Origin of the sequence: Pantoea trifolii, assembly GCF_024506435.1 — a bacterium.
Lineage (GTDB): Bacteria > Pseudomonadota > Gammaproteobacteria > Enterobacterales > Enterobacteriaceae > Pantoea > Pantoea trifolii.
Map to the genome: position 1 here is coordinate 2,711,479 of NZ_JANIET010000001.1, position 25,964 is coordinate 2,737,442.

The 25,964-nt window shown below is 57.1% G+C and carries 17 protein-coding genes; 11 read left to right on the top strand and 6 right to left on the bottom strand.

Going from position 1 to position 25,964, the window contains the following annotated elements; translation table 11 throughout:
* Positions 1–28 precede the first annotated feature (28 nt).
* The 3 genes from asmA to udk form a co-directional block, all read right to left on the bottom strand.
* A complete protein-coding gene (gene asmA / locus NQH49_RS12630) occupies positions 29–1,825 on the bottom strand; it encodes an outer membrane assembly protein AsmA (protein WP_256696871.1) in 1,797 nt (598 codons plus the stop codon).
* Between the two features lie 146 nt (positions 1,826–1,971).
* Positions 1,972–2,553, bottom strand: a complete 582-nt coding sequence (dcd, locus tag NQH49_RS12635) for a dCTP deaminase (protein ID WP_256696873.1) — start codon at positions 2,551–2,553, stop codon at positions 1,972–1,974.
* Between the two features lie 72 nt (positions 2,554–2,625).
* A complete protein-coding gene (udk, locus tag NQH49_RS12640; RefSeq protein WP_008104883.1) occupies positions 2,626–3,264 on the bottom strand; it encodes a uridine kinase in 639 nt (212 codons plus the stop codon).
* Positions 3,265–3,494: 230 nt separating this feature from the next.
* On the opposite strand from udk, the gene NQH49_RS12645 reads away from it, so the two are divergent.
* The 3 genes from NQH49_RS12645 to yegD all read left to right on the top strand — a co-directional run bounded on the left by NQH49_RS12645 (position 3,495) and on the right by yegD (position 8,262).
* Complete coding sequence (locus NQH49_RS12645) at positions 3,495–4,106, top strand: phosphatase PAP2 family protein (protein WP_008104884.1); 612 nt, start codon at positions 3,495–3,497, stop codon at positions 4,104–4,106.
* 161 nt (positions 4,107–4,267) lie between these two features.
* On the top strand, positions 4,268–6,832 hold the full coding sequence (locus tag NQH49_RS12650; protein WP_256696874.1) for a diguanylate cyclase: 2,565 nt from the start codon (positions 4,268–4,270) through the stop codon (positions 6,830–6,832).
* Between the two features lie 77 nt (positions 6,833–6,909).
* The gene (gene yegD, locus NQH49_RS12655) at positions 6,910–8,262 is read left to right on the top strand and encodes a molecular chaperone (protein ID WP_256696875.1); all 1,353 of its coding nucleotides are present in this window, start codon (positions 6,910–6,912) and stop codon (positions 8,260–8,262) included.
* A gap of 115 nt (positions 8,263–8,377) precedes the next feature.
* Here yegD and NQH49_RS12660 read toward each other — a convergent pair whose 3' ends face one another.
* Both NQH49_RS12660 and NQH49_RS12665 read right to left on the bottom strand, forming a co-directional pair.
* Complete coding sequence (locus tag NQH49_RS12660; RefSeq protein ID WP_256696876.1) at positions 8,378–9,712, bottom strand: carbohydrate porin; 1,335 nt, start codon at positions 9,710–9,712, stop codon at positions 8,378–8,380.
* Positions 9,713–9,930: 218 nt separating this feature from the next.
* Entirely contained in the window at positions 9,931–10,893 is a 963-nt protein-coding gene (locus NQH49_RS12665) for an aldo/keto reductase (RefSeq protein ID WP_256696877.1), read from the bottom strand.
* A gap of 238 nt (positions 10,894–11,131) precedes the next feature.
* On the opposite strand from NQH49_RS12665, the gene NQH49_RS12670 reads away from it, so the two are divergent.
* The 8 genes from NQH49_RS12670 (at position 11,132) to yegS (ending at position 24,773) form a co-directional block, all read left to right on the top strand.
* Positions 11,132–12,352, top strand: coding sequence for an MdtA/MuxA family multidrug efflux RND transporter periplasmic adaptor subunit (locus tag NQH49_RS12670; protein ID WP_256696878.1), 1,221 nt, complete (start codon positions 11,132–11,134; stop codon positions 12,350–12,352).
* Positions 12,352–15,474, top strand: a complete 3,123-nt coding sequence (locus tag NQH49_RS12675) for an MdtB/MuxB family multidrug efflux RND transporter permease subunit (protein WP_256696879.1) — start codon at positions 12,352–12,354, stop codon at positions 15,472–15,474. Before NQH49_RS12670 ends, NQH49_RS12675 begins: the two co-directional genes overlap by 1 nt.
* Positions 15,471–18,539 (top strand): multidrug efflux RND transporter permease subunit MdtC, encoded by a 3,069-nt coding sequence (gene mdtC / locus NQH49_RS12680; protein ID WP_256696880.1) that lies wholly within the window; start codon positions 15,471–15,473, stop codon positions 18,537–18,539. The genes NQH49_RS12675 and mdtC overlap by 4 nt, the downstream gene beginning before the upstream one ends.
* 84 nt (positions 18,540–18,623) lie before the next feature.
* On the top strand, positions 18,624–20,030 hold the full coding sequence (gene mdtD / locus NQH49_RS12685; RefSeq protein WP_256696881.1) for a multidrug transporter subunit MdtD: 1,407 nt from the start codon (positions 18,624–18,626) through the stop codon (positions 20,028–20,030).
* Positions 20,027–21,412 (top strand): envelope stress sensor histidine kinase BaeS, encoded by a 1,386-nt coding sequence (gene baeS / locus NQH49_RS12690; protein ID WP_256696882.1) that lies wholly within the window; start codon positions 20,027–20,029, stop codon positions 21,410–21,412. The genes mdtD and baeS overlap by 4 nt, the downstream gene beginning before the upstream one ends.
* Positions 21,413–21,421: 9 nt before the next feature.
* Complete coding sequence (gene baeR / locus NQH49_RS12695; protein WP_008104910.1) at positions 21,422–22,129, top strand: envelope stress response regulator BaeR; 708 nt, start codon at positions 21,422–21,424, stop codon at positions 22,127–22,129.
* A gap of 145 nt (positions 22,130–22,274) precedes the next feature.
* Entirely contained in the window at positions 22,275–23,642 is a 1,368-nt protein-coding gene (trhP, locus tag NQH49_RS12700; RefSeq protein ID WP_256696884.1) for a prephenate-dependent tRNA uridine(34) hydroxylase TrhP, read from the top strand.
* Positions 23,643–23,873: 231 nt separating this feature from the next.
* The gene (gene yegS / locus NQH49_RS12705; RefSeq protein ID WP_256696885.1) at positions 23,874–24,773 is read left to right on the top strand and encodes a lipid kinase YegS; all 900 of its coding nucleotides are present in this window, start codon (positions 23,874–23,876) and stop codon (positions 24,771–24,773) included.
* Between the two features lie 40 nt (positions 24,774–24,813).
* On the opposite strand, the gene NQH49_RS12710 is transcribed toward yegS, so the two are convergent.
* On the bottom strand, positions 24,814–25,935 hold the full coding sequence (locus NQH49_RS12710; protein WP_256696886.1) for a Gfo/Idh/MocA family protein: 1,122 nt from the start codon (positions 25,933–25,935) through the stop codon (positions 24,814–24,816).
* Positions 25,936–25,964: the final 29 nt, after the last annotated feature.

Sequence of the window (25,964 nt, forward strand, 5' to 3'; positions counted from 1 at the left end):
CCGGGTCGCCATAAATGGCGACCTTACGTTAAGGTTTCGCCGGTTGCTGGCGGTCCAGCCACTGATTCAAGCGCGACTTCGCTTCACTTTGCAGCTGTTGACGTACCACGTCATCCACCGGCAAGGAGTACTGCAAATTATTCCAGCCGCCGTACATGCGCAGCGGAATAGTTTGCTGGTTCAGTAAAGCAGCTAATTTGTCGTCGCCCTGCCAGCCGCGCAGCATCATATTAATGGTGACGTCGAGCTGCTGTTTGACCATATCCACATTGCCTTTGGTCTGCACCGCCAGACGACTGTTGCCACCCTGCAGATCCGGTAAGCTGAAGATGCCCTGTTTGAGCGTGACGCGTCCACTCAACTGCTGAATACCCTGATCGTCGGGCTGATCGTTGGTGACACGATTACTTACGCGCGCCACCGCACGTCGCACCATCTGTTGCAGATTCAGCTGCGAAAGCTGCAAATTAGTCGCTTCCAGATCCGCACTACCCTGCCAGTTGCGTTTTGCCTCTTCAATGCTTAATCCCGCTCCGCTGATATCACCTTTCAGCGAAACGGTACCTTGCAGCGTCTCTGGCAGTTCTAAAGCCTTCAGCAATGGCGCTATGGCGATGTTATTCAGCTCAGGCTGAAACGCCACTTGCGTCACCGGTTTGCGGATATCTACCGAGCCGGGCACCGAGAAATGCCCTTCACCGAATTTGCCTTGCAGCTTACTCAACGTCATCAGACCCTGCTGATTACTGCCGTCGAGCTGCAAATTGGTCAGCGTCAGGCCGCGCCACACGCTGCTATCGGCGGTGAGGTTGAGGGTCAAATCCAGCTGATTCAGCGGCGAATCGCTGTTGTCACGCATCCGCGGCTCCGCAATCACTGGCGTGCTCACCACGTTGGCACGCTGCGGCGCGCTGCTATCCGTCACCGGTGCATTCGCCATCAACGCGTCGATGTTTAAACTGGTGGCATGCAGCGCCAGATTAAGCTGCTGCGGCAACGCCAGACGTCCCTCGGCGCTGCCATCCAGTGCGCTGTCATTAGCGGTAAGCTGCATCTTCTGTAAGGAGAAACGCTGATTGTCGCCGTTCCATTCGCCCTGACCACTCAAGGTACCTTTAATCCCCTGCGTCGGCAGATTGGCGCCGTCGATGGCGTAATTCAACTCATCCAGCTGTCCGACTAAACGATGCGGATACTGCGCCACATTCATTTGCCCTTTGAGATTGACGCTGACATTGCGCTGATTGCGCGAAATTCGGGTAGACAGATTGATGCTGGCCTGTTTGCTGGCATCCTGATCGAGGTTGAGATTGAGGTCGCGGAAATTGTATTCATCGCCGCCTGGCTGCTGCCAAATCAACAAACTATCGGCAAGACGCAATTTGCCAATGTTGAATGACCAGCCGTTATTGCTGTTGCTCACCGGCTCGGCATCGCCCGGTCCAACTGGCGCACCGGTCGGTTTTTGCGCGGCGCTGTCTGGCGTCACGCGGATGATGGCGTTTTTCAGCATCACCTGGCTGACGCTCAATTGATGCGACAATAACGGCCAGAGATTGACATCCAGTCGCATATTATCGGCGGTGACCATCGGCTGCGTGGCGCCAGGCGCAGTCAGACTCATGCGCCCGGCGAGAATGCTGAGCTGCGGCCAGACGTGCCAGCGCAGATCGCCGCCTACCTGAAGCTGATAACCACTGCGCTGCTCTACCTGCTGTACCATATAGGTACGAAAGTCGTTGGGATTGACCAGCAACACCAATGCTGTCATGCCCGCTACGACCACCACTAACAGGATGGCCAGCGTTGTTATCACTCTTCTCATCAATTCCTCATTGCCATCATACTTCAAGTTGCCGCAGCGTTGGCTGCGCTCGCTCACCCCGGTCACTTACTGATGTAAGCTCCCGGGGATTTACTCGCTTGCCGCCTTGCTGCAACTCGAATTATTTTGGCAAGCATTAGTTTTAGTCAGTCTTTATCTATACGGCTGGCATCCGCGCCCTGCTGACCACGATATTTGGCATCTTCGCGACGGTTATACGGTCGCGCAGCGGGGCCCGACAGCGGCTCAAAGCTTAATGCACCAATTAACATGCCGGGACGCAGTGCCAGCGGCAGTTTACCTGAGTTATAGAACTCCAGCACGATGCGGCCTTGCCAGCCCGGATCGATACGGTGCGCCGTGACGTGCACCATCAAACCCAGGCGCGCCAGCGAGGAGCGTCCATCCAGCCAGCCGACCAGATCGTCGGGAATGGTGACCGATTCCAGCGTTACCGCCAGTGCCAGTTCGCCAGGATGCAGGAAAAAGGCTTCGCCTTCTGGCAGCACAATCTCATCGCTCATGACGCGGTCCAGCGCGGCACTGACTTCGTGCTTAGGACCACTCAAATCAATAAATGCCGCCGTGTGGCCGCTAAAAGTGCGGAACTGGTTGCCGAGGCGCACATCCACCGTGGCGCCATTAATGCGTTCCACCGGCGGGCGCGGCTCAATCGCCAACTTTCCGCTGTCCAGCCAGGCTTCAATATCGCGATCGCATAATCTCATCGCAGGTACTCCGTGAATTAAGTGTAGCGAATGGCTACGACAGCGCGTCACGCCGGGGCGGACGCGATGTCGTTAAAGATACTGATTAATCTTGGCCTTGAGGATATCAATCGCGATACGGTTCTTTCCGCCGCGCGGCACAATGATGTCAGCGTACTGCTTGGAAGGTTCAATAAATTGCAGGAACATCGGACGCACGGTCTTCTGATACTGGCTCATCACCGAATCCATTGAGCGGCCGCGCTCATTCACATCGCGCTTCATACGACGCATTAAACAGATGTCCAGCGGCGTATCGACGAAGATGGAGAAATTCATCTCCTGGCGCAGGCGCGCATCGGTTAACAGCAAGATGCCTTCAAGGATGATGACTTTCTTCGATTTGAGATGAATGCAATCGCTGGTGCGGGTGTGCTCAACGTAGCTGTAAACCGGCAACTCAATTTCCTGGCCGGCTTTCAGCGCGCGCAGATGCTGCAACAACAGATCATGATCCATCGCACTCGGATGGTCATAGTTGGTTTTCACCCTCTCTTCCATGGTGAGGTGGCTCTGATCTTTATAGTAGGCATCTTCGGGGATCACACCGATATGCTCGTCACCGACCTGGTCACGGATTTCACGATAGAGCGTGCTGGCGATAAGACTTTTTCCGGATGCGGATGCACCTGCGATGCCAACGATCACGCACTGATGAGACTTGTCAGTCATACTTTTTTAAGACCTGATAACTGGAGCCTGCCTAAGCCGAAGCTGCAACGGGCCGAATGAGAGGGTTTGTTGGCGGCAATTATAGGTATTTCACCGGTTTGATGCCAGAGAAATGGGCCAACGGCTTTTCAGAATATCCCCTTTTGCAGCCAGACGCTTAATCGATACACTGTTCATCTGCCAACACTGTCGCAGGCGTTGGCACTCCGAATGTAGCCACAAGGAAAAGTATGAGCTGGAAAACCCTGACCTATTTTGGCGACAGCATGTTGCTGATCCCGACTGCGGTGATCATCGCGCTGGTCTTGCCATGGAAAAGCGACAACCGCCAAACCGTGTGGTATTGGGTGCTGGCGTTTGGTCTGGCTGGCCTGGTGGTGAGCGTCTCGAAAATACTGTTTCTCGGCTTTGGCATTGGTAGCGCCAGATTTAACTTCACCGGCTTCAGCGGACACAGCGCGATGTCCGCCACGCTCTGGCCGGTGATGATGTGGTTGATCTCCGGTCGCTGGTCGCCGCGTTGGCGTCTGTTTACCATCGGTATCGGCTATCTGATCCCGTTGATGGTTGGCCTATCACGTTTGGTGATCCACGCGCACTCAAAAAGCGAAGTGCTGGCGGGCCTGATGCTCGGTTTCACACTCAGCACCGCATTTCTGCTGACGCAGCGCCGCACTTCGCTGAAGGGCTTTAGTCTGCCGCAGATCGGCGTCGCGCTACTGGTGCCGCTGCTGCTGCTGGGCCACGGTCGCGTCGCCACCACACAACAATTCCTCGAGCGCTTCTCTGCCAATCTTGCCGGCTTAGAAAAGCCTTATACCCGCGCCGATCTTTTTCGCTAACAGCGGTTGGCCCTTTGCGTGCAAAGGGCCAATCAATTCAGTGAATAACGGCTGAAATGCAATTCCCGGCAGAAATCTCAAACAGATGTGCTAGCATGCGAAATAGTGATTGATTGGCGCATTTTCCATCGTGAATCAGGTGCGCGCAGCTGGATTCTTGCATGACCCTCGAAATATTGACTTCACGAGAAAGACCACAACGAATTTGGCTCAATGCCTTGCTCATTGGCGGGCTCACTTTTCTACTGACGCTATTTTGTCTGGAACTGATCGTTGTCAGCGGACGTATTTCACCGCTTTGGTACTCCACCGCGCTGATGACGGTGATCGTGTTTCGTGCCCACTCAAAACACGTTCCCTTGCTGCTGCTTGCTTGCGTGATGGGTACCGCGCTGGCCAATCTGATCATTATTGGTCCCGCGCTCAGCAACATTAAATTTGCCATCTTAAATATGGTGCAGGCGATTCTGGGCGGCTTGATGCTGCGCGCCCTGCTCGATCGCCGCGCCCCGCTTAATTCGTTACTCGACTGGGTACGCTTTGCCTTGTGCGCCGGTCTGATTGCGCCGCTGCTCGGCGGCGTGGTGGCGTTGTGGATGCTGCATGTCGGTAGCAGCGCGTCACTGCCCTTCTTCTCAACCTGGGTGATTTCTGAAGTGATCGGCGTGCTGGCATTTGGTCCGGTGTTATTGCTGTGGCCGAACAAACCGCTGCGCCAGATTTTAACGCCAGGTCGTCAGCTGGAAACCTGCCTGACGCTGCTTGGCACGCTGCTCGCCAGCTATTTATCGCTGCGTTTTCTGCCGTGGCCCTTCACATTTATTGTGGTGATCCTGTTCTGGTGTGCGGTGCGGCTGCCAAAATTTGAAGCCTTTCTGCTGTTCTTCCTGAACGCCAGTTTTATCTCGATTCTGCTCGCCTTTAATTTGGTCAACCTGGCGCAAAACGGCATGCTGCTCGGCCAGGTCAGCACCTGGCTGCCGTTCCTGTTAGTGCTGCTGCCAAGCCACGTGATGGCGCTAGTAATGGATGCCTTCCAGCGCGAAAAACATCACATCAGCGAGAGCGAAACCCGCTTCCGTAACGCCATGGAATATTCTGCGATCGGTATGGCGCTGGTTGCGCCGAATGGGGGCTGGCAGCAGGTCAATCAGTCGCTGTGCCAGACGCTGGGCTTCCCGGCCGATGAACTGAAAAAGCTCACTTTCCAGCAAATTACCCATCCCGACGATCTCAACAGCGATTTGCACCAACTCGAACGATTGGTGGCGGGTGAAATCATGACCTACACCCTGGAGAAGCGCTATTTCCGCAAGGATGGTGAGATCGTTTGGGCGCGCCTGACGGTGTCGATGGTGCGCGACGCCGCGCAGCAGCCGCACTACTTCATCGCGCAGATTATCGATATCTCCGAGCTGAAGCAGAGCGAGCAGGTCAATCGCCGCCTGATGGAACGCATCACGCTGGCCAACGAAGCTGGCGGTATCGGCGTGTGGGAGTGGAATCTGCTGACCGGTGAAATGCTGTGGGACAAGCGCATGTACGAGCTGTTTGGCTTAGGTCCGCATCAAACGCCCACCTACGATCTGTGGGTGCATTTGCTTGATCCCGCCGAGCGGGAAACCGCCGCGCTGGTGGTGCAGCAAGCCATCGAACGCCGCAGCGCTTTCCAGCTGGAATACCGCATCAATTTGCCGGAAGGCCCGCGCTATGTGCGTTCTGAGGCCAACCGCATCCTCAGTCAGGATGGACAGATTGAACGTATGCTTGGCATTTGTCAGGACATCACGCCGCTGCGCGCGCTGAATGAAGCGCTGTTCCAGGAAAAAGAGCGCATGGCGATCACCCTCGACTCCATCGGCGAAGCGGTGATCAGTACCGATGATGAAATGCGCGTTACCTTTATGAATCCGGTGGCCGAAACGCTGAGCGGCTGGCCGCAGGAAAAAGCGGCAGGCGTGCCGATTACCGAGCTCCTCAACATTACGCGCGGCACAAGCGGGCCGCGTGTAGACAACCTGTTGCTGTGCCAGCTGCCGGGCGAAAAAATTTCCCCCGATCTCGATGAAGAGCTGGTGCTGCACACGCCAGACGGCACGCGCGTCGAGATTCATTACAGCATCACGCCGCTGAAAACCCTGACCGGCGCCAGCATCGGCGCGGTAATGGTTATTCAGGATGTCAGTGAATCGCGCAAGGTGATGAAGCGCCTGAGCTACAGTGCCTCACATGACATGCTGACGCGCCTGCCCAATCGTCACAGCTTCGAACAGCGCTTAAAACAGTTGGTGAACGATGCGGCGGCCAATGACAGCCATCACGTATTGGTGTTTATCGATCTGGATAAATTCAAAGCGGTGAACGATACCGCTGGCCACGCCGCCGGTGATGCGCTGCTGCGCGAACTGGCAGAGCTGATGCCGCATCATCTGCGCAGCAGCGATATGCTGGCGCGTTTGGGCGGCGATGAGTTTGGCGTGTTGCTGCCGAATTGCGAAGTGGATCAGGTGCGCGACGTGGTGCAGCGCATCGTCAGCGCCGTGAGCGAATACCGTTTTATCTGGCAGGATCAGCCTTATCACGTGGGCGCGAGTGCCGGCATCACGCAAATTGATCAACGCAACTGTATCAGTAATGTGGTGATGTCCCAGGCTGATGTCGCCTGTTACAGCGCGAAACACGCGGGCCGTGGTCAGTATCACGTTTATCAGGAAGTGCAGATGTAATCTGCCACGTCTGCCCATTGCCAGCCCGCGCTGGCTGCGCTAAAGTCGCCCCCTTTTTTCCGGCATGGGGGATAAATATGTTTATCGGATTCGATTACGGCACAGCAAACTGCTCAATTGCGGTCAGCGATAATGGCACGCCGCGCCTGCTGACACTGGAGAATGGTCAGCGCCTGCTTCCCTCCATGATTTGTGCACCAACGCGTGAAGCGATCAGCGAATGGCTGTATCGCCATCATCAGGTTCCCACGCCCGACAGCGAAGGCACCGCCTTATTGCAGCGTGCGCTGCGTTATAACCGTGAAGAAGACATCGACGTCACGCCAGGCAGCGTGCAGTTCGGGTTGACTGCGCTGCAGCAATACATGGTCGATCCCGAAGACGTGTGGTTCGTGAAATCACCGAAATCCTTCCTGGGCGCGAATGGCCTGAAACCGCAGCAGATCGCTTTCTTTGAAGATCTGGTGTGCGCCATGATGCTGCACATTCGTCAGCAAGGTGAAACCCAGCTCGATCGCCCGATTGAGCAAGCGGTAATTGGTCGCCCGATTAACTTCCAGGGTTTAGGCGGTGAAGAAGCCAACCAGCAGGCGCAAGGTATTTTGCTGCGTGCAGCACAGCGCGCCGGTTTCCGTGATGTCGAGTTCCAGTTTGAGCCGGTGGCGGCAGGCCTGGATTTTGAAGCCACGCTGCAGAAAGAGACGCGCGTGCTGGTCGTGGATATCGGCGGCGGCACCACCGACTGCTCGATGCTGCTGATGGGCCCAGAATGGCGTCACAAAACCGATCGCCGTGAAAGCTTGCTCGGACACAGCGGATGCCGCGTGGGCGGAAACGATCTCGACATTATGCTGGCGTTCAAAACCCTGATGCCGCTGCTGGGCCTCGGTGGCAATACGCAGAAAGGCACCGCGCTGCCCGCGCTGCCATGGTGGAATGCGGTGGCGATCAACGATGTTCCAGCGCAAAGCGACTTCTATTCCGCAGCCAGCGGCAAACTGCTGCGCGATTTGATTCGCGATGCCGAACACGGTGACAAAGTATCGCACCTGCTGAAAGTGTGGCAGCAAAAGCTGAGTTATCGTCTGGTGCGTGCGGCGGAAGAGAGCAAGATTGCGCTGTCGGAGATGAAAGAGACCGACACCTCGCTGGCGTTTATCGCCGCCCAATTGCAGGCGCAGATCAGCGCAGCGCAGCTGGAAGAAGCGATTAACCAACCGCTGGAACGGATTCTGGAGCAAGTGCATCTGGCGCTCGCCACCTGCGAAACCAAGCCAGAAGTGATTTATCTCACCGGCGGTAGCGCACGTTCGCCGGTGCTGCGCGCTGCACTGCAGCATGCGCTGCCCGACACGCCTATCGCCAGCGGCGATGACTTCGCCTCGGTGACCGCCGGCCTGGCGCGCTGGGCCGAAGTGATGTTCAGTTAGTTCCCTCTCCCGCTTGCGGGAGAGGGTTAGGGTGAGGGACAGAACGCACGGTGCGATTTTCCCCTCACCCTGCCCTCTCCCAAAAGGAGAGGGAAAAGCCAAAGATTCTGCCAGATTAGAAATTCACGTTCGCACTGATCCCGCCTACAAACGCATCTTTCACTTCACTCACCGCACCCGGCGCAACCACATATTGCAGGTTCGGACGCAGCTGCAGCCATTTGGTCAGCTGAGCGTTGTAGTAGATCTCATAGTTGTACTCTGAGCCATCCTGAATTGGCAGATAGGTTGGGCTGTTGAAGTCCGTCTCGCCGTTAGCGTTGTTCTGCTCACGCAGTGAACGCGTGTAAGCGCTATTCACGTGAATACGCGCCGCACCGACACCAATCTCATCCTGCGGACGCGCATCAAACGGCCCTTTCCAGGTGAAGCTCACCGACTGATAGTTATCGGTTTTCGAGGTTTTGTGGTCGTTCATCACCGCCTGTACGGTAACGCCCAAGCCACGGCTGGCATCGCCGCCTTGTGCCGTCAACTGCTGTTGCAACAGCACGTAGCCGCCGTAAGCATGATCCTGGCTTTGATAGGCGCCATCGCGCCAGCTGCCGTAGTTGTCGCCGTTAGCCGATGAGTAGTAATACCCGATGCGATAATTACCCGGCAGCTTGTCTGCGCCCAACGTCGGTTTCCAGCCCAACTCTACCGGCACCATATTGCCTTCGGAGTTGCTGGTATCCAGGCGGAAGCCGTCACCGCGATCGTAGTTGGCGCTGTTCTGGTTATAGAAGCCAACCTGGAAGAACACTTCTGGCGTGATATTCACCTTCACGCGGCCGCCCCATTGGGAAACTGGCCAGTTGAACCAGCGATCGCCACGCCAGTTCCCTGCCTGGCCGCTACCAAACGCCAGGTTCTGGAACTTGCTGTCAAAGTTATCGAAATCTTCACCCACGGTCACACGACCCGCTTTCAGGTTCACGGTGTTATCGAACAGACCCTGGCTCAACCAGAACTGGGTCAAGCGCCAGGTTTGGCCGCGTCCGTACACTTCCTGAGGTGATGACAACATGCCAGTACGAGAATCGGCAACCTGATCGGCGATGTTCTGACCATTACGATCGGTAATCGTCACCTGGAATTGCGCGTCCTGCCAGTTGAGCAGTTTTTCCAGGTCGAAGTTAGCGCCAAATGCCCACTGGTCGCTGTAGCGCATGGTGGTGTTGGTATCGGCACCGCCTGCCAGGTTGGAGCCGGTTTCCATGGTGTAGTTAACGTCGAATTTAATGCCGTCGTTTTCCAGCTGCGTTCGGTAACCGCCCCAATCACCAAACATATATGGAGAGTCGTAACTGAAAGCATCAGCGGCCAGCGCAGATGCACTCAGCATCGCAAACATCAGGGTTCCCGCTGCCAGGCGGGGTAAATGCTGCACTGCTTCTTTTCTGTTCATGATGGTTATTCTTATATGAAGTTACTGGAGTGGATCGAACAGAGGATAGTGCTGAGGATTTGTCAGTTTTTGCAAATATGTGCGCAGTTAACCTGAGGTTGATAGTGCGTTAGCGCAATTGTGACGCCTGTCTATGATTGAAAATCTTTTGGCGAAAATGGCATTTTTTGTGAGGCAGAGCAGGAAAATGGCGGGACGCCGCAGCGTCCCTGAAAACATTACAGTTTGCTGGCGCTCGCCAGCTCTTCGATCTCTTGCTTGCTGAGTTCCAGCTGAGTAGCTTTCACCAGCTCATCCAGCTGCTCCAGTGAAGTGGCACTGACAATGGGCGCGGTGATGCCTGGGCGCGCAATCTGCCACGCCAGCGCAACCTGCGTCGCCGACACATCGTGCGAGGCGGCGACATCTTCTAATGCTTCAACAATGCGCTTGCCGCGTTCATTCAGATATTTATCTACGATGCCCTGCCCGCGCTTACTTTTGCTGGCATCTTCCGGCTTTTTGTATTTGCCGCTGAGGAAGCCGCTGGCCAGTGAATAGTAGTTGATCACCCCGAGGCCATTTTTCACCGCGACCTGCTCCAGACCGCTTTCGTACTCCTGACGATCGTAGAGATTGTATTCCGGCTGCAGCGTTTCATAGCGCGCCAGGCCGTGCTGCTTGCTCACATCCAGCGCTTCCTGCAGACGTTTCGCGTTGTAGTTTGACGCGCCAATCGCACGCACTTTGCCCTCTTTGATCAGTGAATCGAAGGCTTTCAGCGTGTCCAGCAGCGGCGTGGTTTCATCATCGCGATGCGCCTGATAGAGATCGATAACGTCGGTTTGCAGGCGGCGCAGTGAATCTTCCACCGCCTGACGAATGTAAGCCGGTTTAAGACCGGTTTTCTCTGGCGACAGCTCCATGCCGACTTTAGTAGCCAGCACGATGCTGTCGCGCTTGCCGCTTTTCTTCAGCCATTTACCGATGATGGTTTCCGATTCGCCCCCTTCGTTACCCGGCGCCCAGCGCGAATAAACGTCGGCGGTATCGATGAAGAACAAGCCCTTCTCCACCAGCGCATCAAGCAGTGAAAACGAGGTTTTCTCATCCACCGTCCAGCCAAACACGTTGCCGCCAAAGGTGAGACGGGGAACGTCGATACCGCTGTCGCCAAGCTGGCGGAGTTTCTGTTGACTCATTTTGTTCTCCTTATTTAAACGAGACAGGTCTGCTATTGAGCTTAGCAAAGGAATTCGTCGCGCTTATGCCTATTGCTGGCAGAATATTTACAGAATATGAATACTTACCTTCGCCAGGACGATATTCTTATTTCCTTCAATTTTTGCCCGATCCGGGCGACTACAATCATTCGTTTGCGTAGTGGCATTTTTATTACGCACCTTGGGAATACGAAACCGCTGGAGAGCACACACCTTGATGAACCGTCGACTCAAAACAAGCTTGCTGGCCGTAGCCGTGATTGCCGTATTGGCTGGCGGATATTACTGGTGGCAACATCCAGCGGAACCGAATAAACAGACGCAGGCTGAAGGTCAGCAGCAGCGTGGACGCGGCGCAAGCGGCAAACGCCCTTTAGCGCCAGTGCAAGCCGCCGCTGCCACAACCAGTAGCGTGCCGTATTTCCTTAGCGGCCTCGGCACCGTCACCGCCGCCAACACCGTCACCGTGCGCAGTCGCGTTGATGGGCAATTGATGGCGCTGCACTTCCAGGAAGGACAACAAGTGGCCGCTGGCGCTTTGCTGGCGGAAATCGATCCGCGTCCTTATCAGGTGGCGTTAACCCAGGCGCAGGGCCAATTGGCAAAAGACCAGGCCACACTCGCCAATGCGCGCCGCGATCTCAGCCGCTATGAGAAACTGGCAAAAACCTCGCTGGTATCGCAGCAGGAACTTGATACGCAACGTTCGCTGGTGAGCGAGACACTAGGCACCATTAAGGCCGATGAAGGCAACGTCGCCAGCGCCCAGCTCAATCTGACTTACAGCCGCATTACCGCGCCAATTGGTGGACGCGTCGGCTTGAAGCAGGTTGATGTCGGCAATTACATCACGTCCGGCGACACTACCGGTTTAGTGGTGATCACCGAAACGCATCCAATTGACGTGGTGTTCAGCGTCGCCGAGAACAACATCAGCCAAATCCTCAAGGCGCAGAAAAGCGGACAGCCGCTGATCGTCGAAGCCTGGGATCGCAGCAACAAAACGCTGCTGACCAGCGGCACGCTGTTGAGTCTCGATAACCAGATTGATGCCACCACCGGCACCATCAAGCTTAAAGCGCGCTTTAGCAACGAAGATGACACGCTGTTCCCGAATCAGTTTGTGAACGCGCGTCTGAAAGTCGATACCTTGCAGGATGCGGTGGTGATTCCGACCGCCGCGCTGCAGATGAGCAACGACGGTCACTTTGTTTGGGTGGTCAACAGCGACAACAAAGTGAGCAAGAAACGCGTTACCGCTGGGTTGCAGGATAGCCAGAAAGTGGTGATCAGCGCGGGCCTCGAAGCAGGCGATCGCGTGGTGACCGACGGGCTGGATCGTCTGACGGAAGGCGCCACCGTTGAAGTGGTGGCACCGCAAAGTGCCGCGACACACAGCACGCGCGCTGCGCAGCCCGCACGCGGAGAGCGTCAATAATGCAGGTGATGCCTCCTGACAGCAGCGGTGGACCTTCGCGCCTGTTTATTCTGCGCCCGGTCGCCACCACGCTGCTGATGATCGCCATTCTGTTAGCTGGCGTGCTCGGCTACCGTTTTCTGCCGGTTTCCGCTCTGCCTGAAGTCGATTATCCAACCATTCAGGTAGTTACGCTCTATCCCGGCGCCAGTCCTGATGTGGTGACTTCATCCATTACCGCGCCGCTGGAACGCCAGTTCGGCCAGATGTCCGGCCTGAAGCAGATGTCGTCGCAGAGTTCGGGCGGCGCTTCCGTGGTGACATTGCAGTTTCAGCTGACGCTGTCACTGGATGTTGCCGAGCAGGAAGTGCAGGCGGCGATCAACTCCGCCACCAACCTGCTGCCTAACGATCTGCCGAATCCGCCGGTGTACAGCAAAGTGAATCCGGCCGATCCGCCAATCATGACGCTCGCCGTTACCACCACCAGCATGCCGCTCACGCAGGTGCAGGACATGGTGGAAACGCGCGTGGCGCAGAAGATTTCCCAGGTTTCGGGCGTGGGTTTGGTGACGCTGTCAGGCGGGCAACGCCCTGCGGTGCGCGTGAAGATGAACACCCAGGCGCTGGCCGCGCTCGGCCTGACCAGCGAATCGGTGCGTACCGCCATTACCAACGCTAACGTCAACTCGGCGAAAGGCAGCCTCGACGGCCCAACGCGCTCGATTACGCTGTCGGCCAACGACCAGATGACCTCGGCGGAAGATTATCGCAAGCTGATCATCAGCTTTAACAACGGCGCGCCGGTGCGACTGGGCGATGTCGCCACCATTGAACAAGGTGCCGAGAACAGCTGGCTCGGCGCCTGGGCAAACCGTCAGCAGGCGATTGTGCTCAACGTGCAGCGCCAGCCCGGCGCCAACATCATCGCCACCGCCGATAATATTCGCGCCATGTTGCCTGGATTAACCGCCACGCTGCCGAAATCGGTGGATGTGAAACTGCTTACCGACCGCACCACCAACATCCGCGCTTCAGTCAGTGATACCCAGCACGAACTGATGCTGGCGATGGCTTTGGTGGTGATGATCATCTACCTGTTCCTGCGTAACGTCCCGGCAACCATCATTCCTGCCGTCGCCGTACCGCTGTCGCTGATCGGCACCTTTGCCGCGATGTATTTCCTTGGCTTCTCGGTCAACAATCTGACGCTGATGGCGCTGACCATCGCCACCGGCTTTGTGGTTGATGATGCCATCGTGGTGATCGAGAACATCTCGCGCTATATCGAAAAAGGCGAAAAGCCGCTGACGGCGGCGCTGAAAGGCGCGGGCGAGATTGGCTTCACCATTATCTCCCTCACCTTCTCGCTGATTGCTGTGCTAATCCCGCTGCTGTTTATGGGCGATGTGATTGGCCGCCTGTTTCGCGAATTCGCCGTGACGCTGGCGGTGGCGATTTTGATTTCCGCCGTGGTGTCGCTGACGCTGACGCCGATGATGTGCGCGCGCATGTTAAGCGCCGAATCGCTGCGCAAGCAGAACCGCTTCTCGCGCGCCAGCGAAGCGATGTTTGACCGCGTTATTGCCAGCTACGGACGCGGCTTAACGCGCGTGCTGCTGCATCCGTGGATCACCTTGTCGGTGGCGCTCAGCACCTTGCTGATCACCGTGTTGCTGTGGATCGTCATCCCCAAAGGCTTCTTCCCGCAGCAGGATAACAGCATTATTCAGGGTACCTTGCAGGCACCGCAGTCGGTTTCCTACGCCAACATGGCGGAGCGCACGCGCGATGTCGCGTCGATCATCATGAAAGATCCGGCGGTGCAGAGCATGACCTCGTTTGTCGGCGTCGATGGCACCAACGCCGCGCTCAACAGCGCTCGCCTGCAAATCAACCTCAAGCCGCTGAATGAACGTGACGATCGCATTCCGGCGGTGCAGCAGCGCCTGCAACAGGCGCTAGCCAAAGTGCCAGGCATTTCACTGTGGCTGCAACCGGTGCAGGATTTGACCATTGATACCCAAGCCAGCCGCACGCCGTACCAGTTCACGCTGCAATCCGGCTCGCTCGAGTCGCTGAGTTTGTGGGTGCCGAAACTGCTGGAGCAGCTGAATACGCTGCCACAGCTGCGTGACGTCAGCAGCGACTGGCAGGATCAAGGACTGGAAGCCTTTGTGCGCGTCGATCGTGACAGCGCCAGCCGGCTGGGCATCAGCATGGCCGATGTAGATAACGCGCTATATAACGCCTTTGGTCAGCGGCTGATCTCCACCATTTACACCCAGGCCAACCAATATCGCGTGGTGCTGGAACAGAACAGCGATGCCACGCCGGGGCTGGCGAGCCTCGACGGCATTCGTCTGACCAGCAGTGACGGCGGCAGCGTGCCGCTTAGCGCCATCGCACAAATTGAGGAGCGCCACGCCGCGCTCAGCATCAACCATCTCGATCAGTTCCCGTCGGCAACCTTCTCGTTCGATGTCGCTGACGGCTATTCGCTGGGCGATGCGGTGAAAGCGGTGAGCGCGGCGGAAGATCAGGTGGGCATGCCCGCCGAGATGATGACGCAGTTCCAGGGCAGCACGCTGGCCTTCGAAGCCGCGTTGTCCAGTACCGTGTGGCTGATCGTGGCGGCGGTGGTGGCGATGTATATCGTGCTCGGCGTGCTGTATGAGAGCTTTATCCACCCGATCACCATTCTCTCGACGCTGCCCACCGCTGGTGTGGGTGCGCTGCTGGCGCTGATGCTGAGCGGCAACGAGCTGGATATCATCGGCATCATCGGCATTATCTTGCTGATCGGTATCGTGAAGAAAAACGCCATCATGATGATCGACTTCGCGCTGGCCGCGGAGCGTGAACAAGGCATGCCGCCGCGCGAGGCAATTTATCAGGCATGCTTGCTGCGTTTCCGTCCGATTCTGATGACGACATTGGCGGCGCTGCTCGGTGCGCTGCCGCTGATGCTGAGCACCGGCGTCGGCGCAGAGCTGCGCCATCCGCTGGGGATCGCCATGGTCGGCGGCTTAGTGGTAAGTCAGGTGCTGACGCTGTTCACTACGCCGGTGATCTATCTGCTGTTTGATCGTCTGTCGCACGCTACGCGCCGTCGCTTTAAACGCTCGGAGGCGCAGTCGTGAAGTTCTTCGCGCTGTTTATCCATCGCCCGGTCGCCACCACGTTGCTGACGCTGGCGATTGCGCTGGCCGGCATTCTCGGCTTCCGTCTACTGCCGGTGGCGCCGCTGCCGCAGCTCGATTTCCCGGTGATTTTGGTCTCGGCTTCGCTGCCCGGCGCATCGCCGGAAACCATGGCGGCCTCGGTGGCAACGCCGCTCGAGCGCTCGCTGGGGCGCATCGCCGGCGTCAGTGAAATGACCTCCACCAGCTCACTGGGCAGCACGCGCATCATTCTGGTGTTCGATTTTGATCGCGACATCAACGGTGCGGCGCGCGATGTGCAGGCGGCAATCAACGCGGCACAAAGCCTGCTGCCAACCGGTATGCCAAGCCGTCCCAGCTACCGCAAAGCCAATCCTTCCGATGCGCCGATCATGATTTTGACGCTGACCTCGGACATTTATAATCCCGGTCAGCTGTATGATTACGCCTCAACGCAGCTGGCGCAGAAGCTGTCACAAATTGAAGGCGTAGGCGATGTGACGGTCGGCGGCAGCTCGTTGCCTGCGGTGCGCGTCGAACTCAACCCGCAGGCGCTGTTCAATCAAGGCGTGTCGCTGGATGCGGTGCGCACCGCCATCAGCAACGCCAACCAACGCCGTCCGCAGGGCGCGATTGATGATGTGCAGCAGCGCTGGCAGTTACGCACCAACGGAGAATTGCAAACCGCCAGCGAATATCAGCCGCTGGTGGTGCATTACAACAACGGTGCGGCGGTGCGGCTCAGCGATGTCGCTAACGTGCAGGATTCGGTGCAGGACGTACGCAACGCCGGGATGACCAACGGCAAAGCGGCGGTGCTGCTGGTGGTGCGCAAATCGCCGGAAGCCAACATCATCGATACCGTTGATCGCATTCGTGGCGAATTGCCGGAACTGCATGACGTGATCCCCGCCGCCATCGATCTGCAAATTGCACAGGATCGCTCGCCCACCATTCGCGCCTCGCTGCATGAAGTGGAACAATCGCTGATCATCGCCGTCGCGCTGGTGATTCTGGTGGTGTTTGCCTTCCTGCGCGACTGGCGCGCGACGCTGATCCCCGCCGCTGCGGTGCCGGTTTCGCTGATTGGCACCTTTGCCGCCATGTATCTGTGCGGTTTCAGTCTGAATAACCTGTCGCTGATGGCGTTAACCATCGCCACCGGTTTTGTTGTCGATGACGCGATTGTGGTGCTGGAGAACATTGCGCGCCACGTCGAAGCGGGCATGAAGCCGCTGCAGGCGGCGCTGACCGGCGTGCGCGAAGTCGGTTTTACCGTGCTGTCGATGAGCCTGTCGCTGATTGCCGTGTTCCTGCCGCTGCTGATGATTGGCGGCATCATTGGCCGCTTCTTCTCAGAGTTTGCCATCACGTTGTCGGTGGCGATTCTGATCTCGCTGTTTATCTCGGTCACGCTGACGCCGATGATGTGCGCTTATCTGCTCAAGCCGCAGGTCAAGCGTAGCCAGCCACGCACGCGCGGTTTCGGCAAGCTGCTGATGAAGGTGCAAAACGGCTACGCGCGCTCACTAGGTTGGGTGCTGAACCACGCTATTTGGGTGCTGATGCTGCTGCTCGGCACCGTGGCTCTTACGGTTTGGCTGTTCATCTCGATCCCGAAAACCTTTATGCCGGAGCAGGATACCGGCCGCTTACAAGGGTTTATCTCGGCGGACCAGAGCATTTCGTTCCAGGCGATGCGCGGCAAGCTGCAGGATTTCATGAACATCATCAAAGCCGATCCGGCGGTGGATAACGTCACCGGCTTTACCGGCGGTTCGCGCACCAATAGCGGCTCGATGTTCGTCTCGCTCAAACCGCTCTACGAGCGCAGCGAAAGCGCGCAGCAAGTGATCGCCCGGCTGCGTATCAAGCTGGCAAAAGAGCCGGGCGCCAATCTCTATCTCAACGCGGTACAGGACATTCGCATTGGCGGACGTGAATCCAACGCCAGCTATCAATACAGTTTGCTGTCGGACAACCTGAATGATTTGCGCGAATGGGAGCCGAAAATCCGTCAGGCGTTTACCGCCCTGCCCGAGCTGGCGGACGTCAACTCGGATCAGCAGGATAACGGCAGCGAAATGAATCTGACCTACGATCGTGAAAGCATGGCGCGGCTCGGCATCGATGTGTCTGCCGCTAACGCGCTGCTGAATAACGCCTTTGGTCAGCGCCAGATCTCCACCATTTATCAGCCGCTCAATCAGTACAAAGTGGTGATGGAAGTCGATCCGCGTTACACCCAGGACATCAGTTCACTCGATCAGATGTTTGTGATTAACAGCGACGGCAAAGCGATTCCGCTGAGCTGGTTTGCCAAGTGGCAACCGGCCAACGCGCCGCTGTCGGTGAACCATGAAGGCTTGTCGGCGGCGTCCACCATTTCGTTCAACCTGCCGGAAGGCGTGTCGCTGTCGCAGGCGTCTGAAGCCATCGATCGCACCATCACCGCGCTTGGCGTGCCCTCCAGCGTGCGCGGCAGTTTTGCCGGCACCGCGCAGGTGTTCCAGCAGTCGCAATCCAACCAGCTCTACCTGATGCTGGCAGCGATTGCGGCGGTGTATATCGTGCTCGGCATTCTGTATGAGAGCTACGTGCATCCGCTGACCATTCTCTCTACGCTGCCGTCGGCGGGCGTCGGCGCGCTGCTGGCGCTGGAACTGTTCGATACGCCGTTCAGCCTGATTGCGCTGATCGGCATTCTGCTGCTGATCGGTATCGTGAAGAAAAACGCCATCATGATGGTCGACTTTGCGCTGGATGCCGAGCGCAACGGCAATCTGTCGCCGCGCGACGCCATCTTCCAGGCATGCCAGCTGCGCTTCCGCCCGATTCTGATGACCACGCTCGCCGCGCTGTTTGGCGCGCTGCCGTTGGTATTGACCAGCGGTGACGGCGCGGAACTGCGTCAGCCGCTCGGCATCACCATCGCCGGGGGGTTGGTGATGAGCCAGCTGCTGACGCTCTACACCACGCCGGTGGTCTATTTGATGATGGATAAGCTGCGGCGGCGTAAGAAAAAAGTGTTGGTAGCGGGTTAAGGGAGGTCGCCATGAATGGCGCCCCTACCCACCCAGCATTCGTAGGGTCACCATTTAGGGTGACCGTATAGCAGAGGAGATTCAGTGAACACGCAAAACGCCACCGTGCGCTGGCAGCTGTGGATCGTCGCGTTTGGCTTCTTTATGCAGGCGCTGGATACCACCATCGTTAACACTGCGATCCCCTCGATGGCGCGCGATCTCAACGTCAGTCCGCTGAATATGCACTCGGTGATCGTTTCCTATGTGCTGACCGTGGCGATTACGCTGCCAATCAGCGGCTGGCTGGCGGACCGATTTGGCGTGCGCAATATCTTCTTCTGCGCCATTGTGCTGTTCAGCATCGGCTCGCTGCTGTGCGCCTTCTCCACCACGCTGGATGAGCTGATTATGGCGCGCGTGGTGCAAGGCATTGGCGGTGCGATGATGGTGCCGGTTGGCCGTTTGACGGTGATGAAAATCGTGCCGCGCGAGCAATATATGTCGGCGATGACTTTCGTCACCACGCCGGGACAAATTGGTCCGCTGCTCGGCCCGGCGCTGGGCGGGATTCTGGTGCAGTACGCCAGTTGGCACTGGATCTTCCTGATCAACATTCCGGTTGGGATTATTGGCGCGATTGCCACGCTAACGCTGATGCCCAACTACACCATGCAGACGCGGCGTTTCGATTTTCTCGGCTTTGTGCTGCTGGCTGTTGGCATGGCGACTTTAACGCTGGCGCTGGATGGCCAGCGCAGCTCCGGCGGATCGCCGCTGTTGCTCGGCTTACTGATTCTGGTTGGCGTGTTCTCGCTGCTGTTCTACCTGATGCATGGCCGCAATAACGATAACGCACTGTTTAGCCTGAAACTGTTTGATAACCGCATCTATTCGATTGGCCTGCTCGGCAGTTTTACTGGTCGTATCGGTAGCGGCATGCTGCCGTTTATGACGCCGATCTTCCTGCAGGTCGGACTCGGCTACAGCCCGTTCCACGCCGGATTGATGATGATTCCGATGGTGCTCGGCAACATGGGCACCAAACGCGTGGTGGTACGCATCGTTAACCTGTTTGGTTATCGCCATGCGTTAGTCGGCGCGACGATCGCGCTGGCGCTGGTGGTGCTGCTGTTCCCGCTGGTGGCGCTGCTCGGCTGGATCTGGCTGCTGCCGGTGGTGCTGTTGCTGCAAGGCATGGTGAATGCCATCCGCTTCTCCTCGATGAACACCTTGACGCTAAAGGAACTGCCGGACGATCTGGCTTCGAGCGGCAACTCGTTGTTATCGATGATCATGCAGCTGTCGATGAGTATTGGCGTCACCGTGGCCGGTTTGCTGCTGGGCGCATTCGGTCACGGCGTGGTGACCGACAGCGCGGCGGCCCATCAAACCTTTATTTACACCTATCTGTGCATGGCGCTGGTGATAGCGCTGCCGGCGTTTGTATTTTGGCGCGTACCGAAGGATGTCAGTAAAAACGTTGACCTTAGAGGCAGGAGCAAAGGATGAAACGGCCGGTAAAATGGGGCATTGGCGCCAAACTGTTTGCGGCGATTTTTTCCACCTGCATGCTGGTGATCATCACCATGCATTGGGGCGTGCGGCTCAGCTTTGAGCACGGCTTTGTGGACTACATCAAAAAAGGCAACGAACAGCGCTTAACCCTGCTGAGCGATGCGCTGGCCGATCAGTATGAGCAGCACGGTAGCTGGGATTTTCTGCGTACCAATGACAAGCTGATTTTTTCTATCTTGCGCTCGCTGGAGCAGAATCCTGGCAGCGTTAACCAGCTACCGCCGCACGGCTGGCGCACGCAGTTCTGGATTATCGATCAGCAATACAAAGTGCTGTCAGGGCCGCGTCAGCCAGTGCCGCCGGAAGGCACACGACGCAATATCACCACCAGCAACGGCAAGATTGTTGGCTGGGTGATTGCCTCACCGGCCGAACGTCTAACGCGCAGCACCGACATCAACTTTGATCAGCAACAGCGACGTACCAGCTGGATGATCGTGGCGTTAACCGGTTTACTCGCTGCGTTGGTCACCTGGCTGTTGGCGCGCGGTTTACTGGCACCGGTGAAACGACTGGTAGATGGTACGCACCATCTGGCGGCGGGCAATTTCGCCACCCGCGTGGAAGTCGGCAGCAGCGATGAACTCGGTCAACTGGGCCGCGACTTCAACCTGCTTGCCAGCTCGCTGGAGAAAAACGAAAGCAACCGCCGCGCCTTTATGGCCGACATCTCCCATGAACTGCGCACGCCGCTGGCGATACTGCGCGGTGAGCTTGAAGCGATGCAGGATGGCGTACGCAAGCTGACGCCCGAAGCCATCAGCTCGCTACAAAGCGAAGTGGTGGTGCTGACTAAACTGGTCGACGACTTGCATCAGCTGTCGCTGTCCGATGCGGGCGCCCTCGCCTATCGCAAACAGCCGGTTGATTTGGTTAATCTGCTGGAAGTGGTGGCTGGCAGCTTCGGCGAACGTTATCGCAGCCGCGGCTTATCGCTGAATCTGGCATTGCCCGCGCAGGCCGAGAGCTTTGGCGATCCCGATCGTCTGATGCAGCTGTTCACCAATTTGCTGGAAAACAGCCTGCGTTATACCGACAGCGGCGGCGCGGTGCAGCTCTCGATGGCGCTGGCGGGTGAAAACTGGCAGCTGAAGTTTGCGGATAGCGCGCCGGGCGTCGATCCGGCCCATCAGGCACAATTATTTGAACGATTTTTCCGCGCGGAAAGTTCGCGTAATCGCGCCAGCGGCGGCTCGGGGCTTGGCCTGGCGATCTGTAAAAACATCGTGGAAGCGCATGACGGCAGCATCAGTGCGGATCACTCTGATTTAGGTGGACTGCAAATCACGCTAAACTTGCCGTATGTTCCTCACTAGACGTCCCATATGAGCCCGGAAAATAGCGATCCTCTGATCCTTGTTGTAGAAGATGAACCCAAACTGGCGCAGCTGATGATTGATTATCTGCAGGCATCCAACTATCGCACGCACCACATTGCCGACGGTAACGAGGTGTTGAGCTACGTACAGCAAACACCGCCGGATCTGATGCTGCTGGATTTGATGCTGCCCGGCCGCGATGGCTTAACGCTGTGCCGCGAAATTCGCCGCTTCTCCGAGTTGCCGATCATCATGGTGACCGCGCGTACCGAAGAGATTGATCGCCTGCTGGGGCTGGAAATCGGTGCCGATGACTATATCTGCAAGCCGTTCAGCCCGCGTGAAGTGGTGGCGCGCGTCAAAACCATTTTGCGCCGCGTCAAACGTTCACCGGAAGAAGCGCAGCAGGAATCGCATCTGCATATTGATGAGAGCCGCTTTCAGGCCAGCTGGCGTGAACAGCAGCTGGAGCTGACGCCTGCGGAGTTTCGTCTGCTGAAAACGCTGGCGCTGGAGCCGGGAAAAGTGTTCTCGCGCGAGCAGTTGCTCAATCATCTCTACGACGATTACCGCGTGGTCACCGATCGCACCATCGACAGCCACATCAAAAACCTGCGCCGCAAGCTGGAAAGCCTCGATGCGGAACAGCCGTTTATCCGAGCCGTATACGGCATGGGCTATCGCTGGGAAGCGGACGTCTGCCGCTTGCTGTAACCTGCAGCGGCTTACGTTGATCAAGGTCAATTTACATCGGGTGCGGGCCTGCCTACAATTCCCCACCTTTTGCAGGGCCGTATAATGCGGCCGCTGCACCTGCCATCCGCGATGGCATGCTGACCTGACATCAGTGAGAAAATCCATGTTAAAACCTGAACTGCTTTCTCCAGCGGGATCGCTGAAGAATATGCGCTATGCCTTTGCCTACGGCGCTGACGCCGTCTATGCCGGCCAACCGCGCTACAGCCTGCGCGTACGCAATAACGAATTCACCCACGAAATTCTGGCCAAGGGCATCAATGAAGCCCATGAACTGGGTAAGAAATTCTACGTGGTGGTCAACATCGCCCCGCACAACGCCAAACTGAAAACCTTTATCCGCGATTTGACGCCGGTGGTGGCGATGCAGCCGGACGCGCTGATCATGTCCGATCCCGGCTTGATTATGCTGGTGCGTGAAGCCTTCCCGCAGATGCCAATTCACCTGTCGGTGCAGGCCAACGCGGTTAACTGGGCGACGGTGAAATTCTGGCAGCAAATGGGGCTGACGCGCGTGATTCTGTCGCGTGAGCTGTCGCTGGATGAGATCGCCGAAATCCGCCAGCAGGTACCGGAAATGGAGATTGAAATCTTCGTGCACGGCGCGCTGTGCATGGCCTATTCCGGCCGCTGCCTGCTCTCCGGCTATCTTAACAAACGCGATCCTAATCAAGGGACCTGCACCAACGCCTGCCGCTGGGAATATAAAGTGGAAGAAGGCAAGCAGGACGAGGTTGGCAATATTGTCGGTTTCCATGAGCCGGTTAAGGTGCAAGAACCTACGCTCGGCGTTGGTGCGACCACTGACCGCGTGTTCCTGCTGGAAGAGAAGATGAAACCGGGTGACGTGATGAGTGCCTTTGAGGACGAACACGGCACCTACATCATGAACTCAAAAGATCTGCGCGCGGTGGCGCACGTTGAACGTCTGAGCCAAATGGGCGTGCATTCGCTGAAAATTGAAGGTCGCACCAAATCCTTCTACTACTGCGCGCGCACCGCGCAGGTTTATCGTCGCGCCATTGACGATGCCGCTGCCGGCAAACCGTTCGACCCGGTGCTGCTGGAGACGCTGGAAGGCCTGGCGCATCGCGGTTACACCGAAGGTTTCCTGCGTCGTCATACCCATGACAGCTATCAGAACTATGAGCAAGGTTTCTCCATCTCCGAGCGCCAGCAGTTTGTCGGTGAATTCACCGGCGAACGTCGCGGCGACTGGGCGCAGATTGCGGTGAAGAACAAGTTTATGCTCGGGGATGCTGTCGAGATCATGACGCCAGAAGGCAACCTCAACTGCACGCTCGAAACCATGCAGAACGATAAAGGATCGGCGGTAGACGTGGCGCCAGGCGATGGGCATCGCGTGTGGATCCCGGTACCGGAATCGGTCAACCTCACCTTTGCCCTGCTGCTACGTAACTTCACCGATGGCAACAGCACCTACGATCCACACGGGAAAAATCGCACGTAATGAAAAGATTTCGGCGAAGTTAGATTAGGATCACAGACCACCTCTTCGCCTCGCTTTAGAATCCCGCCTGCTGCTAACGAGTAAGAATAAAAGCAGGTAGTACCAGGAACCACCTCATTCACCCGCCCGGCTCCCCCGTGCGGGTTTTCTTTTTTTCGTCTCCCGCCGATAAAGTTCTCTCCCCAGCTATGCTATAACCAGTGCTCTGTCTCTCGCATCAAGGAACTGATAATGCAAAACAAACCGCTGACGCTGCTGATCCTCAATGGGAAAGGCGCCGGTAATGAAGATTTGCGCGCTGCGGTGAATAAGCTGCGTGATGAAGGCTTTAATCTGGCGGTGCGCGTCACCTGGGAAAAGGGTGATGGCGATCGTTATGTACAAGAAGCGGTCGCTTTGCAGGCAGAAACCGTGGTGGCGGGAGGCGGCGATGGCACCATCAATGAAATCGCGACCGCGTTAGCGAGATTGCCAGAGCAACAACGTCCAGCGCTGGGCATTTTACCGCTCGGCACCGCCAATGATTTCGCCACCAGCGTCGGTATTCCCGAAGGCATGGAACCGGCTTTACGCTTAGCGCTGGTGGGAAAAGCCACGGCGATCGATTTGGCGCGCGTGAATGGCGATCGCTACTTTATCAATATGGCGACCGGCGGATTTGGCACCCGCATCACCACCGAAACCCCTGAAAAGCTGAAATCGGCGCTGGGTGGCGTGTCGTACTTTATTCATGGGTTGATGCGTGTCGATGCGCTTAAGCCTGACAGCTGTGAAATCAGCGGCCCTGGCTTTAACTGGCAAGGCGATGCGCTGGTGATTGGCATTGGCAATGGACGTCAGGCCGGTGGCGGGCAAAAGCTCTGCCCGGATGCGCTGATCAATGATGGACAGCTCAACCTCAGCATCGTCACCGCGCAAGAGCTGCTGCCCACGTTGCTGCATTCCCTGACGCGTGACGATGAAAATCCAAATATCGTCACCGCGCAGTTGCAGTCACTCACCATCCGCTCACCGCATGAGATGACGTTTAATCTGGATGGCGAACCGCTGACGGGAAGTGAGTTTGAGATTGAAGTGATGGCGGGCGCACTGAGCTGCCGCTTGCCGCCGCAGTGCCCATTATTAGCGTGATTTTTCGCGGGTCGCCAATCATGGCGACCCAGTCGCTGATTTAGACTTTCATCCAGCGGCGTTCCAACGCGGAAACCGCTACCGCTTCCAGCACCTTCTGCACCTGCAATCCTTCGGCGAAATCTGGCCACATGCGATCGCCAGCGGCAATGCCATTGATCAAATCGCGGATCTCGACGGTTTTCTGATCGTTAAAACCGATGCCGTGTCCGGCAGAGACGCAGAAATTGGCGTAATCCGGATGTGCCGGACCGGTCAAAATGGTTTTGAAACCCTGACGTCCTGCCGGTTCATCGTGGATGTACAGCTCCAGCTCGGCCATACGTTCCTGGGTATAACGCAGCGTGCCTTTGGTGCCGGTGACCACATAAGTCAGACCCATTTTGCTGCCGCAGGCGATACGCGAGGTTTCAAACACGCCGTGCGCCCCGTTTTTAAAGCGCAGCAAGGCACTGGCCTGATCTTCATTTTCCACTGGCAGCAGGCGCGCCTTGTCCTTTGGATCCGGACGCTCTTTAATCACCGTCATCATATCGCCGCTGACTTCTTCAATATCACCGACCAGATAGTGCGCCATATTCACAATATGCGCGGCGAGGTCGCCTAACGCGCCTAATCCCGCCAGCGCTTTCTGGCAGTGCCAGTCGAGTGGGGTTTCCGGGCGTGCCAGATAATCTTCGTTGTGCGTGCCGTAGAAATGCACCACGTCGCCGATTTCACCACGAGCGATAATCTCGCGCGCCAGCTGGCTGGTCGGGTTTTTCATGTAGTTGAAACCGACCAGCGTTTTCACGCCCGCCTGCTGCGCCGCTTGCACCATCTCTTCCGCATCGGCCACTGACAGCGATAACGGTTTCTCGGAGTAAACGTGCTTGCCGTTACGAATCGCTTCCAGCGCCATCTCTTTGTGCAGGAAGTTTGGCGCACAGATATCAACCACATCGATGTTTGGATCGCGTACCAGCTCACGCCAGTCGCCAGTAGAACGTGCAAAGCCAAAGGTTGCCGCTTGTTTCGCCGCCAGCTCTGGATTTACCTCCGCCAGCATCTCACGCACGATCTCGCCTTTCAGGGCAAAAACCGTGGGGGCCTGAGCGTAGGCAATCGCGTGACAACGACCGATGTAACCACTGCCAATAATACCGATTCTGACTTTGTTCATGACTAATCCTGCATTCGGGTAAGCGTTGA

Coding starts and splice junctions, on each gene's coding strand:
- asmA (WP_256696871.1), bottom strand. CDS start 1,825: ATGAGAAGAGTGATAACAACGCTGGCCATCCTGTTAGTGGTGGTCGTA.
- dcd (WP_256696873.1), bottom strand. CDS start 2,553: ATGAGATTATGCGATCGCGATATTGAAGCCTGGCTGGACAGCGGAAAG.
- udk (WP_008104883.1), bottom strand. CDS start 3,264: ATGACTGACAAGTCTCATCAGTGCGTGATCGTTGGCATCGCAGGTGCA.
- NQH49_RS12645 (WP_008104884.1), top strand. CDS start 3,495: ATGAGCTGGAAAACCCTGACCTATTTTGGCGACAGCATGTTGCTGATC.
- NQH49_RS12650 (WP_256696874.1), top strand. CDS start 4,268: ATGACCCTCGAAATATTGACTTCACGAGAAAGACCACAACGAATTTGG.
- yegD (WP_256696875.1), top strand. CDS start 6,910: ATGTTTATCGGATTCGATTACGGCACAGCAAACTGCTCAATTGCGGTC.
- NQH49_RS12660 (WP_256696876.1), bottom strand. CDS start 9,712: ATGAACAGAAAAGAAGCAGTGCAGCATTTACCCCGCCTGGCAGCGGGA.
- NQH49_RS12665 (WP_256696877.1), bottom strand. CDS start 10,893: ATGAGTCAACAGAAACTCCGCCAGCTTGGCGACAGCGGTATCGACGTT.
- NQH49_RS12670 (WP_256696878.1), top strand. CDS start 11,132: ATGAACCGTCGACTCAAAACAAGCTTGCTGGCCGTAGCCGTGATTGCC.
- NQH49_RS12675 (WP_256696879.1), top strand. CDS start 12,352: ATGCAGGTGATGCCTCCTGACAGCAGCGGTGGACCTTCGCGCCTGTTT.
- baeS (WP_256696882.1), top strand. CDS start 20,027: ATGAAACGGCCGGTAAAATGGGGCATTGGCGCCAAACTGTTTGCGGCG.
- baeR (WP_008104910.1), top strand. CDS start 21,422: ATGAGCCCGGAAAATAGCGATCCTCTGATCCTTGTTGTAGAAGATGAA.
- trhP (WP_256696884.1), top strand. CDS start 22,275: ATGTTAAAACCTGAACTGCTTTCTCCAGCGGGATCGCTGAAGAATATG.
- yegS (WP_256696885.1), top strand. CDS start 23,874: ATGCAAAACAAACCGCTGACGCTGCTGATCCTCAATGGGAAAGGCGCC.
- NQH49_RS12710 (WP_256696886.1), bottom strand. CDS start 25,935: ATGAACAAAGTCAGAATCGGTATTATTGGCAGTGGTTACATCGGTCGT.